9 protein-coding genes are annotated in these 11461 nt (G+C 68.3%); 7 read left to right on the top strand and 2 right to left on the bottom strand.

Annotation, left to right across the window (positions count from 1 at the left end):
• Window positions 1–2 precede the first annotated feature (2 nt).
• The 7 genes from D5S08_RS12210 to ald all read left to right on the top strand — a co-directional run bounded on the left by D5S08_RS12210 (window position 3) and on the right by ald (window position 8948).
• On the top strand, window positions 3–2414 hold the full coding sequence (locus tag D5S08_RS12210) for an FtsK/SpoIIIE family DNA translocase (protein WP_121118907.1): 2412 nt from the start codon (window positions 3–5) through the stop codon (window positions 2412–2414).
• 63 nt (window positions 2415–2477) lie between these two features.
• Complete coding sequence (locus D5S08_RS12205; protein WP_126665551.1) at window positions 2478–2954, top strand: DUF4168 domain-containing protein; 477 nt, start codon at window positions 2478–2480, stop codon at window positions 2952–2954.
• Between the two features lie 362 nt (window positions 2955–3316).
• Entirely contained in the window at window positions 3317–4021 is a 705-nt protein-coding gene (locus D5S08_RS12200) for a response regulator (protein WP_121118904.1), read from the top strand.
• Window positions 4022–4040: 19 nt separating this feature from the next.
• Window positions 4041–5363, top strand: coding sequence for an ATP-binding protein (locus D5S08_RS12195; protein WP_121118901.1), 1323 nt, complete (start codon window positions 4041–4043; stop codon window positions 5361–5363).
• A 120-nt stretch (window positions 5364–5483) separates the two neighbouring features.
• On the top strand, window positions 5484–6167 hold the full coding sequence (locus D5S08_RS12190) for a carbonic anhydrase (protein ID WP_121118899.1): 684 nt from the start codon (window positions 5484–5486) through the stop codon (window positions 6165–6167).
• Between the two features lie 3 nt (window positions 6168–6170).
• Window positions 6171–7706 carry a SulP family inorganic anion transporter gene (locus D5S08_RS12185; RefSeq protein ID WP_121118897.1) on the top strand — a complete coding sequence of 512 codons (1536 nt, stop codon included), beginning with the start codon at window positions 6171–6173 and terminating at the stop codon, window positions 7704–7706.
• A gap of 126 nt (window positions 7707–7832) precedes the next feature.
• Window positions 7833–8948, top strand: coding sequence for an alanine dehydrogenase (gene ald, locus D5S08_RS12180; RefSeq protein WP_121118895.1), 1116 nt, complete (start codon window positions 7833–7835; stop codon window positions 8946–8948).
• A 4-nt stretch (window positions 8949–8952) separates the two neighbouring features.
• Here the strand turns inward: ald and D5S08_RS12175 are convergent, their stop codons facing one another.
• Both D5S08_RS12175 and D5S08_RS12170 read right to left on the bottom strand, forming a co-directional pair.
• The gene (locus D5S08_RS12175; protein ID WP_121118893.1) at window positions 8953–9354 is read right to left on the bottom strand and encodes an acyl-CoA thioesterase; all 402 of its coding nucleotides are present in this window, start codon (window positions 9352–9354) and stop codon (window positions 8953–8955) included.
• The gene (locus tag D5S08_RS12170) at window positions 9351–11438 is read right to left on the bottom strand and encodes a S9 family peptidase (RefSeq protein WP_121118891.1); all 2088 of its coding nucleotides are present in this window, start codon (window positions 11436–11438) and stop codon (window positions 9351–9353) included. Before D5S08_RS12170 ends, D5S08_RS12175 begins: the two co-directional genes overlap by 4 nt.
• Window positions 11439–11461 lie beyond the last annotated feature (23 nt).

Below are 11461 nucleotides of genomic sequence, written 5' to 3'. Positions count from 1 at the left end.
CCATGGCATCGCGGGCGATCGGCGGCAGCGCCGCACCGGCACGAACCCGTCGGAACGGCGCGCCGGCGGCAGACTGGCGCGCGGCCTTCCGCCGCTCCGTGGCACGGGCCGGGCAACTGGCGGGCGCCGGGCTGCTGTTCGCGGCGCTCGCCTTCCTGCTGCTGGCGCTGGTTTCCTACCACCAGACGGACCCATCCTTCTCCACCGCGGCGGCCAGCGACCGGGTGGGCAACTGGATGGGCGTGCCCGGCGCCTATGCCGCCGATGGCGCGCTGCTGCTGTTCGGCCTCGCCGCCGCGCTGCTGCTGCCCCTGCTTTACGCCTTCGCCACCAAGCTGTGGCGCGATGCGGAGGCGGAAGAGACGCCGCATGGCCGCCGCTGGTGGCAGCCGGTCGGCCTTCTGCTGATCGCCACCGTGATGCTGGCGACTGTGCTGGCGCTTGCCTTCGGGCAGGTCGATGGCCTGCCCGCCAGCACCGGCGGCATGGCCGGGCTGCTGGGCGCCAAGGCTATCGAGGGACTGGCCGGTCTGCTGCCGCTTGCCGCGCGCGGCTGGGCGGTGCTGGCGACGGCCGTGCTGTGCCTGTTCGGCGGCCTTTATCTGGCGGGCCGGGTCTTTGCCTTCGACTGGCAGCAATTGCTGACCCTGCCCGGGGCGCTACGCCGGGCACGGGCAAGCCGGCGCGCGGATACTGCCGCGTTCGATGCCGGCGACGAGGATGAGGAGGAGGCGCCCCGCCCCGCCCGCCGCCGCGAACGCCCCGCCCCTGTCCAGCTCGACACCGACGATGCGGACGAGGACGGTGCGGCACCGCGCCGCTCGCCGGAGATCGCCGACCCTAGCCAGCCGCCCGCCCGCGCGGCCAAGCCGCAGGTGGCGAAGCAGCAGGACCTGTTCGACAATGTCGCCCTGCCGGGCCTGGACCTGCTAGCCGATCCGCCGCCGGACAAGGGCCCGCCGATCGACAAGCTGGCGCTGGAACGGAACGCCCGGCTGCTGGAAAACGTGCTCGACGACTTCAATGTGAAAGGCGAGATCACGGCGGTCCGTACCGGCCCGGTGGTGACGATGTACGAGCTGGAGCCGGCGCCCGGCACCAAGGCGGTGCGTGTGATCGGCCTGGCGGAGGATATCGCCCGCAACATGAGCGCGATCAGCGCGCGCGTCTCCTCCATCCCCGGCCGCACGGTGATGGGCATCGAACTGCCGAACTCCGACCGGCAGATGGTCAGCTTCAAGGAACTGGTCGCCAGCGAGGCCTTCGCCGATGCCAAGGGCAATCTGCCAATTATCCTGGGCAAGGACATCGCGGGCGAACCTGTGGTCGCCGACCTTGCGGCCATGCCCCACCTGCTGGTCGCCGGCACGACCGGGTCCGGCAAGTCGGTGGGCCTGAACGGCATCCTGATCTCGCTGCTGTACCGCTTCACGCCGGCCGAATGCCGGCTGATCCTGATCGACCCCAAGGTGCTGGAACTGTCGGTCTACAACGACATCCCGCATCTGCTGTCGCCGGTGGTGGTCGATCCGCCCAAGGCGATCCGCGCCTTGAAGTGGGCGGTGGAGGAGATGGAGCGCCGTTACCGCATGATGTCCAGCATCGGTGCGCGCAACCTGGCCGGCTTCAACGAACGCATCCGCGCCGCCGCCGCCAAGGGCAAGCCGCTGGGCCGCCGGGTGCAGACCGGTTTCGACCCCGACACGGGCGAGGAACTGTTCGAGGAAGAGCAGCTCGATTACGACCTGCTGCCACAGATCGTGCTGATCGTGGACGAGCTGGCCGACCTGATGGTGACCGTGGGCAAAGAGGTCGAGGTGCTGATCCAGCGCCTTAGCCAGAAGAGCCGTGCCGCCGGCATCCACCTGATCATGGCCACGCAGCGCCCGTCCGTCGACGTCATCACCGGCGTCATCAAGGCCAATCTGCCGACCCGCATCAGCTTCAACGTCACCAGCCGCATCGACAGCCGCACCATCCTGGGCGAACACGGCGCCGAACAGCTGCTGGGCAAGGGCGACATGCTGTACAAGTCCGGCAGCGCGGCACTGAAGCGCGTGCATGGCCCGTTCCTGTCGGATGAGGAGGTGGAGCGCGTCTCCGCCCACTGGCGGGCGCAAGGCAAGCCGGTCTATGTCGATTCGGTCACGGAGGAACCGGCCGAGGGCGGCTTCGGCTTCGACGACGAACTCACCGCCAGCGACGATCCGGACGAGCGCAAGTACCGCCAGGCCTGCCAGGTCGTGTTCGAGGCGCAGCGCGCCAGCGGATCGTGGCTGCAGCGCCAGATGGGCGTGGGCTACAACACCGCCGCCAAATGGATCGAGCGGATGGAGGAGGACGGCTTCGTCGGGCCGGCAAACCATCTGGGCCGGCGGGAGATCTTCCGCGACAGCGACGGCAATCCGCTCTGACCCAATCGTGGCAGGCAGGCCACGCAACTGCCTGCCGCGCACAGGCCACGCACCGTCAGGTCTGTGCTTATCCTGCCGGCGAAAGCGCCCATACCCTGCTGCACGCAAAGTCAGGAGGCATTTATCATCAAGATCGCACTCGCGCTGTTCTGCGCACCCGCCATGCTGACCGGCGCCGCCCTGGCGCAGGATACGGCACCGGCGCAGCCCCAGGCTCCCGCATCCGCCGCACCGGCCCAGTTGCCGCCCGCCGGCGAGATCAATGACGACGAGGTTTCGCGCTTCGCCCTGACCGCGCTGGTGCTGGAACAGGTGGCCGCCGACACCTCGCTGGCCAAGGAACAGCAGCAGGCCGCGATGATGGGCGTGATGCAGCAGACCGGCATCGATCCGCAGCGCTTCAACCAGATCGCCCTCGCCAGCGAGAGCGACACCGGATTGCAGCAGCGCATCCAGGCCGCTGCCGAGCAGCATGTCGCGACCGCACAGCAGCAGCAGGGCCAGCAGGCGCAGACGACGGAACCGCAGCCGGGCAGGTAAGCTTCACGGCCAAGCCCGTGGCTGTTCTTCACATGCAACGGATCATGGTGGCTGATCGGGCCTGGTCACCCCTGGCGGAGTGACCTGCCCGATCGTCCAGCCGGACGGTATGGCAGCGGAGCAAAGGTGATGAACCGATGCCCGGGTCCGGCCGAACACCGTCACCTCAAACGGTGCGCCCGGATCGGTCCGGCGCTGCAGGTCCGCCGAGGTTTAGAGGCGCCAGGCGGCTATGTCCCGGCACATGCCGCATTCGCATCCGGTGCCATCGCCGCTTGCCGCCTGCCTTGCGGACAGGCAGAAGGCACCCGTGACCTTGCCTTGGCGGCAAGGACGGGAAGGGCCGCACAGCAGCACGCGCGATGAAGATCCTGATTGTCGAAGATGACGGCCCCTTGCGCCTTCTGATTGGCCGCACGCTGCGCGATTACGGATTTGACACGGTGGGCGTGGGCTCCGCGGCGGAGATGCAGCCGCTGCTGGACAGCGACCACTTCGACCTGTTGGTGCTGGACATCATGCTGCCGGGCACCAACGGGCTGGACATCTGCCGCCGGGTGCGCGCGACCAGCGCGATCCCGATCATCATCATCAGCGCCCGCGGCCAGCAGACCGACCGGATCGTCGGCCTGGAGCTGGGGGCGGACGATTACCTGTCCAAGCCCTTCGGCCCGGACGAGCTAGTCGCGCGCGTCCGCGCCGTGCTGCGGCGGACCAGCGGCGCGGTCACCCAGCCGGCAGCCGACCGGCGGCGGCAGATCACCTTCGAAGGCTGGACCATCGTGGAGGAACGCCGCGAGCTGCACGCGCCCGCCGGGCACGATGTGCCGCTGTCCGGCGCCGAATACGACCTGCTGATCACCCTGGTCGGCTCTGCCCAGCGCGTGGTCAGCCGAGAATTTCTGCTGGAGCAGTCCAGGAAACGGATGTCCGGCGCGTCCGACCGCAGCATCGATGTGCTGGTCAGCCGCCTTCGGGCCAAGCTGGGCGAACATGGCGGGGAGGCGCTGATCAAGACGGTGCGCGGCGTCGGATACATGTTCACGCCGCGGATCGAACGCCAGTGAAGCGGGACGCCTTTCGCCGATGAGCCGGGTGCGTCTGTGGCCCGGCAGCCTGACCGGCCGGGTCACGCTGGTGCTGCTGGTCGCCATCCTGGTGGAGTTCGGCGGCACCGTGCTGGTGTTCGGCGAAGCGGAGCGCCTGCTGCTGCGGACCGGCCAGGCGCAGCGCGTGGCCGAACAGGTGGTCGCCGCCGAACAGGTGCTGGGCCAGTTGCCGCCCGACAGGCGGCGGGAGATCGCGCCCGGCCTCTCCACCCGCCACGTGGTGTTCGCCGCATCGGACACGCCGCCCCCCGCCGGGCGGCAATCGGACATCACCCGCGCCGCGCGGGCGGCCATGCTGCAATGGGAACCCGCGCTGGAGGAGGACGCCCTGCGCGTGGGGCTGTCCGGCCGCAGCTTCGGCACGCAGCGGCTGCAGGGCGGCATCCGGACGGGCGATGGCGGGTGGATCCTGTTCCGCCTGCGCGAACCCGTCAGCCACTGGCATGCCTCCCTGCAATGGCTGGCATCCCTGGTGTTCCTGGCGGGCGCGGTGCTGCTGGCGGCGGTGCTGCTGGTGCGCACCATGGCCGCGCCCTTGCGCGCGCTGGCGGATGCGGCGGACCGCATCGGCATCGGCCGGCAGCCGATCCTGATCGAACCGGGCGGCCCGCAGGAAATGCGCCGCCTGGCCGAGGCGTTCAATGCCATGCAGGCCCGGATCGGGGAGCTGATCGACAGCCGGACCGAGGCCTTGCTGGCGGTCAGCCACGATCTGCGCACGCCCCTGTCGCGGCTGAAGCTGCGCCTGCACGGACGGTTGCGCGATGGTGACCAGGAAGCGTTGCAGGCGGACGTGGCGGAGATGCAGGACATGCTCGATTCGCTGCTGGCCTATCTGGCCGATGGGGCGGAGGGCGGCGAGCGGGTGCGCACCGATCTGGCGGCGCTGGTCAACTCCGTCGTCCACAATGCCCATGCCGTCGGCGCGGAGGTCGCGCTGGCGACGGAGCTGACTCAGATCCACGCCGTAGTGGATGCCGGCGCGATCCGCCGGGCAGTGACCAATCTGGTCGAGAACGCGTTGCGCCATGCGGGCGACGCCACCGTGTCCCTGTCTGCCGATGCCGAACAGGTCACCATCACCGTCCGGGATCACGGGCCGGGCATTCCTGAAGCCCAGCTGGCGCAGGTGATCGTGCCGTTCTTCCGCGGCGACTCGGCGCGGGCGCGTGACACCACCGGCATGGGCATGGGCCTGGCCGTCGCGGACCGGGTGGCGCAGCAGCATGGCGGCCGGCTGCATCTGGCCAACGCCGATCCGGGACTGCGGGCCGAACTGATCCTGCCGCTTGTGCATTGAGTGCCTGCCGCCTGCTGCAATGCTTTGTTACATCGGTGATGCACTGCAGCAATTCGGGCGGTGCATTGTGACCAATTGACAGACCGCAATGGCGGCAAGCGCAGGAACGGAGCAGATCGCATGGAAATCGGCAGTGGCGTCGCACGCTTTCAGGACCACGTTCACAAGCAGCAGCAGGAGCTCTTCCGCACGCTGGCACGTGACGGTCAGACCCCCAAATATCTGATGATCAGCTGCGCGGATTCGCGCGTGGTGCCCGAGCTGATCACCCAGGCCAACCCCGGCGACCTGTTCGTGTGCCGCAATGCCGGCAACATCGTGCCGCCCTTCGCCGTCAAGAATGGCGGCGTGTCCTCCACCGTGGAGTTCGGCGTGATGGCGCTGGGCGTGACCGAGATCATCGTGTGCGGCCATTCCGACTGCGGCGCCATGAAGGGCATGTTCAATGCCGAGGCGCTGGACGCAATGCCCAACGTGAAGGCATGGCTCGCCCATTCGGAGCCGGCCTTCGAAGTGGTCAAGGAATGCTACGGCCACCTGGACAAGGACGGGCAGGTTGCGGCGCTGACCCAGGAAAACGTCGCCATCCAGCTGGTCCACCTGCAGAACCATCCGTCCGTGGCGGCAGGCCTCGCCGCCGGCCGGCTGCAGCTGCATGGCTGGGTGTTCGATATCGAGAGCGGCAAGATCAAGGCGCTGGACCACAAGGGTTCGTTCCAGGACTTCGTGGCCGGCCCCGACATGCCGATCGCCGTTCCGCGCCGCGCCCGCAGAGGCAGTGCAGCCAGCGTAGAAGCAGCCTGATCCATGGCGAACACCGCAGCCCCGGCCACTGACGTGGCGACCACAACCAAGGCGGCTTTCGGCCGTGACTTCGCCGCGTCTCTCGTCGTGTTCCTGGTGGCGATGCCGCTGTGTCTGGGCATCGCGCTGGCTTCGGGCGCACCGCCCGAGCTGGGGTTGGTGACCGGCATCATCGGCGGTATCGTCGTGGGCGCGCTGTCCGGGTCGCCGCTGCAGGTCAGCGGTCCGGCTGCCGGGCTGGCGGTGCTGGTGTTCGACATGGTGCAGCGTTACGGCCTGGCCGTGCTGGGCCCCGTGCTGATCCTGGCCGGCATCATGCAGTTCGCCGGTGGCGCGCTGCGGCTGGGCAATTTCTTCCGCGGCGTCTCCCCGGCAGTTGTCCACGGCATGCTGGCCGGCATCGGCGCGGTGATCGTGCTGCAGCAGTTGCACGTGCTGGTCGACAGCAGCCCGCTGAGCGACGGCCTGGCCAACCTGTCCGCCATCCCCGCCACCTTCTTCGGCAGCGAGGACAGCATCATGCCGGCCCTGACGGTCGGCCTGGTCACCATCGCCGCCATGATCGGGTGGGAGAAGTTCAAGCCCGCCAGCATGAAGCTGGTGCCCGGCGCGCTGATCGGCGTGCTGGCGGGGACCGCTGTCGCCATGATCGGCGGCCTGGCGGTGCGGCGTATCGAGCTGCCCGACAGCATCATCGGCGGCCTGACCCTGCCCGGCCCGCAGACCCTGACCATGATGGCCGACCCGGCGATCATCGGCCTGGCGCTGGCGCTGGCCTTCATCGCCAGTGCGGAAACGCTGCTGTCCGCCGCCGCGGTGGACCGGATGCAGGACCGGGTGCAGGCCAAGTACAACAAGGAACTGAGCGCGCAGGGCGTTGGCAACTTCCTGTGCGGCCTGGTCGGCGCGCTGCCGATGACGGGCGTCATCGTGCGGTCCAGCGCCAATGTGCAGGCCGGCGCGCTGACCCGCACCTCCACCATCCTGCACGGCGTGTGGATCCTGGCCTTTGTCGCCCTGCTGCCCTTTGTGCTGGCCGAAGTGCCGACCGCCACGCTGGCCGGCGTGCTGGTGATCACCGGCGCCAAGCTGGTGAAGGTGTCGGAAGTGCGCCACCTGTTCGGCCGCTATGGCGCGTTGCCGGCGCTGATCTGGGTCGCGACCTTCGTCCTGGTGGTCACCGTGGACCTTCTGACCGGCGTGGTCGTGGGCCTGGCCCTCACCGTGGTGGAGCTGCTGCCGCAGCTGCGCGGCATGGGTCTGCGGATCGAGGAAAGTCAGCCGGCGGCGGACGAGCACGTCATCGCCCTGTCCGGCAAGGCGACCTACCTGTCGATCAACAAGGTCGCGGCGATGATCGACCGCCTGCCTGGCCAAGGCCATGTGCGGGTGGACACGACGCGGGTGAAGTTCATCGATCACACCACGTCCGAACTGCTGGGCGATGCGCTGAAGCGCTGCCGCCAGCGAGGCTGCACGGTGGAGCTGGTCTCCGGCGGTGCGGTCCAGCAGCAACCTCTGGTGGCCGCGATCGCCTGATCGACCCACCCTTGTGACAATTGACCCGGCGGCGCAGAAAATTGCGCCGCCGGGTTTTTTTGTTATCCCGTCGCCAAACGCGCGGTGCTATATGGCGGGCAACAAACGGAGTGGAGAGGAACACCCATGCGCATCGGTTGCCCCCGCGAAATCAAGAACCGCGAATACCGGGTGGGTCTTACCCCCGAAAGCGTCAAGGAACTGGTCTCCCACGGCCATGAGGTGTGGGTGGAGGCCGGCGCGGGCCTGGGCATCGGCGCCGATGATGCGCAGTTCCGCACCGCCGGCGCACGGGTCGTGGAAGGGCCACAGCCGATCTTCGCCGAATGCGAGATGATCGTGAAGGTCAAGGAGCCGCAGGCCGAAGAACGCTCCATGCTGCGCGAAGGCCAGCTGCTCTACACCTATCTCCACCTCGCCCCTGACCCGGAACAGACCGCCGACCTGGTGAAGTCGGGCGCGACCTGCATCGCCTACGAGACTGTGACCGGCGCCGGCAACACGCTGCCGCTGCTCAAGCCCATGAGCCAGGTGGCCGGGCGCATGAGCATCCAGGCCGGTGCCACCGCGCTGGAGAAGGCGCATGGCGGTCGCGGCGTGCTGCTGGGTGGCGTGCCGGGCGTGCTGCCGGGCAAGGTGGCGGTGATCGGCGGTGGCGTGGTGGGCTTCAACGCCGCGCAGATGGCCGCCGGCCTGGGTGCCGACGTCACCATCCTGGACCGCAGCCCCGAAGTGCTGGAACGTGTCGGCACCTATTTCGAGGCGCGCGCCAAGACCCGCTTCGCCAACACCGCCAATGTCGAAGACGCGGTGATGGAGGCGGACCTGGTGATCGGCGCGGTGCTGATCCCTGGAGCCGCCGCGCCCAAGCTGGTCACCCGCGAGATGTTGCCGCGCATGAAGACCGGCGCCGTGCTGGTGGACGTCGCCATCGACCAGGGCGGTTGCTTCGAGACCAGCCATGCAACGACGCACGACGATCCCACCTACATCGTCGACGGCATCGTGCATTATTGCGTCGCCAACATGCCCGGGGCCGTGGCGCGCACCAGCACCTATGCGCTGAACAATGTCACCCTGCCCCATGCCCTGCGCATGGCCGACCTGGGCTGGCGTGAAGCGCTGCGCAGCGACCCGCACCTGGCCAACGGGCTGAACGTCCATGCCGGTCGGGTGACCTACCCCGCCGTGGCGAACGAGCTGGGGTACGAGGAACTGTCGCTGGCCGAAGCGCTGGGTTGAGGACTCAGGCCGGCGGCAGGAACGGCTTCGCCACCTCCGCCGGCACCCGCATCAGCCGCCCGCTCGCGCGGTCGATCATCGCCCAGGTGGTGCGGGCACGGACCAGTTCCTTGCCCGCTGCATTGCTGAAGGTCACGAACCGTTCGAACCGCGCACCGGTCGGCGCATCGCGGATCTCGGTCAGGGCCGTGACGTCCTCGCCCGCGCCGACATTGCCGCGATAGTCGATCTCGTGCCGGGTCACGACCCAGGCATAGCGCTCCACATCTGCAGGCCGACCGTCGGCCATCCAGTGCGCGGTGGCGACCTCCTCCATCCAGCGCACCCAGACGGCGTTGTTCACATGGCCCAGCTCGTCGATATGCTCGGGGCCAGCCGTGAAGCGCAGGGTGAAGCGATTGCTCACACGGCGACGCCCAGCTGCCACAGGATGAAGGCGAACTCCTCCGCGGTCTCCTCCAGGCTCTGGAAGCGACCGGACTTGCCGCCATGCCCGGCGCCCATATTGGTCTTGAGCAACAGCTCGTTATCGTCGGTCTTCAGCTCGCGCAGCTTCGCGACCCATTTGGCCGGCTCCCAATAGGTGACGCGCGGATCGTTCAGCCCGGCGGTCACCAGCAGCGGCGGATAGGCCTGCGCGCGCAGCTGGTCATAGGGGCTGTAGCTGCGGATCAGCTCGAACGCGGCGGGGTCCTCGATCGGGTTGCCCCATTCGGGCCATTCGCCCGGCGTCAGCGGCAGGTCCGGATCCAGCATGGTGGCCAGCACGTCCACGAAAGGCACATGCGCCACCACCGCGCCCCACAGATCGGGGTCGGAATTGATCACCGCGCCCATCAGCTCGCCCCCGGCGCTGCCGCCGGAGATGCTGATGCGGCCCGGCACGGTGAAGCCGCGCTCCACCAGGCCCTTCGCCACATCGACGAAATCGTTGAACGTGTTGGTCCGCCGCTCCAGCTTGCCCGCCTTGTACCAGGCGCGGCCCAGATCGTCGCCACCACGGATATGCGCGATGGCATAGGCGAAGCCGCGATCCACCAGGCTGAGCCGCGTGGTGGAGAAGCCCGGCTCGATCGCCATGCCGTATGCGCCATAGCCATACAGGTGCAGCGGGCCGGCGCCGGTGCGGTCGCGGCGGTAGACCATGCTGACCGGAATTGCCGTGCCGTCGCGCGCGGTGATCTCCAGCCGCTCTGTCGCATACAGGTCGCGGTTATAGCCGCTGGGGATCTCCTGCACCTTCAGCAGCTCCAGCCGCCGATCCACCACGTGATAGTCGAAGGTGCTGGCCGGGCTGACCATGCTTTCATAGCCGACCCGCAGCGTCTTCATCGCCCATTCGGGATTGTTGCCGAACCCGGCGGTGTAGGTGTCCTCCGGGAAGTCGATTGCCTCGATCCGCGCGGGGTCGTCGTAATAGCGCACCTCCAGCCGGTCCAACCCGCCCAGCCGGCCTTCGATCACGTAGAAGTCGCGGAACAGGTCGAAGCCGGTCAGATAGAACGCGTCCGTCCCTTCGATCAGGCTGGTCCACTCGCCCGGATTGTCGATCGGCGCGGTCGCGAGGCGGAAGTTCTCGTGGTGGTCGTTGGCGTGGATGAACAGCACGCCCTCGCGCTCGTCGACGTCATATTCCACGCCCACCTGCCGCTCGCGCACCAGCACAGGCGCAGCCAGCGGATCGTCGGCGGGGATCAGGCGGACCTCGCTGGTCTCGTGATCGCCCGTGCCGATGATCAGCCACTTCTCGTTGGCGGATAGGCCGGCGCTGACGCGGAAGCCCTCGTCATCCTCGTGATACAGCTCGACATCGCTGTCGTTCGGCTGCCCCAGCCAGTGCAGCCGGGCATTGTCCGTGCGCCACTGCTCGTTCGCCAGCGAATAGACCAGCCCGCGATCGCCCGCGACCCAGATCAGCGAGGACAGCGTGCCCTCGATCGTGTCGGGCAGATGCTCGCCCGTGGCCAGTACCTTGATCCGCACGTCGAACCGTTCGGAGCCGTCATCGTCGACCGAATAGGCCAGCATGCTGCCATCATGGCTGACGCTGATCGCGCCCAGGCGGAAATACTCGGTGCCTTCCGCCAGCGCGACCTCGTCCAGCAGCAGCTCGTCCGCGCCGCCGGCAACAGGCTTGCGCCACCACTTCTTGTATTCGGCGCCTTCCTCGTACTCAATCCAGTATAGCCAATCGCCATCCTTCTGCGGCACGGAGCGGTCGGCTTCCTTGATCCGCGCGCGCATCTCGGTGAACAGCGTCTCCACCGCAGCCCGGTGCGGCTGCATCCGCGCCTCGAACCAGGCATTCTCCGCTGCCAGATGCGCCAGCACCTCCGGATCGGTCACTTCGGGATAGTTGGGATCGCGCAGCCAGGCATAGTCGTCCGCCACGGTGATCCCGTGATGGGTGACGCTGCTGGGGCGCTTGGCGGCGACGGGCGGAGTGGTGGGGGCGGCGACGCTTGCGTCGCTGGTGTTGGCATCATCCATGGCGGGCATCTATGACCGCCCCA

It is taken from the genome of Croceibacterium ferulae (genome assembly GCF_003660445.1).
Lineage (GTDB): Bacteria > Pseudomonadota > Alphaproteobacteria > Sphingomonadales > Sphingomonadaceae > Croceibacterium > Croceibacterium ferulae.
This window is presented reverse-complemented; position numbering and strand designations above follow the sequence as displayed.

Excerpts from the sequence above, each read along its gene's own strand:
- D5S08_RS12210 (WP_121118907.1), top strand. The coding sequence starts at position 3 with ATGGCATCGCGGGCGATCGGCGGCAGCGCCGCACCGGCACGAACCCGT.
- D5S08_RS12200 (WP_121118904.1), top strand. The coding sequence starts at position 3,317 with ATGAAGATCCTGATTGTCGAAGATGACGGCCCCTTGCGCCTTCTGATT.
- D5S08_RS12195 (WP_121118901.1), top strand. The coding sequence starts at position 4,041 with ATGAGCCGGGTGCGTCTGTGGCCCGGCAGCCTGACCGGCCGGGTCACG.
- D5S08_RS12190 (WP_121118899.1), top strand. The coding sequence starts at position 5,484 with ATGGAAATCGGCAGTGGCGTCGCACGCTTTCAGGACCACGTTCACAAG.
- D5S08_RS12185 (WP_121118897.1), top strand. The coding sequence starts at position 6,171 with ATGGCGAACACCGCAGCCCCGGCCACTGACGTGGCGACCACAACCAAG.
- ald (WP_121118895.1), top strand. The coding sequence starts at position 7,833 with ATGCGCATCGGTTGCCCCCGCGAAATCAAGAACCGCGAATACCGGGTG.
- D5S08_RS12170 (WP_121118891.1), bottom strand. The coding sequence starts at position 11,438 with ATGGATGATGCCAACACCAGCGACGCAAGCGTCGCCGCCCCCACCACT.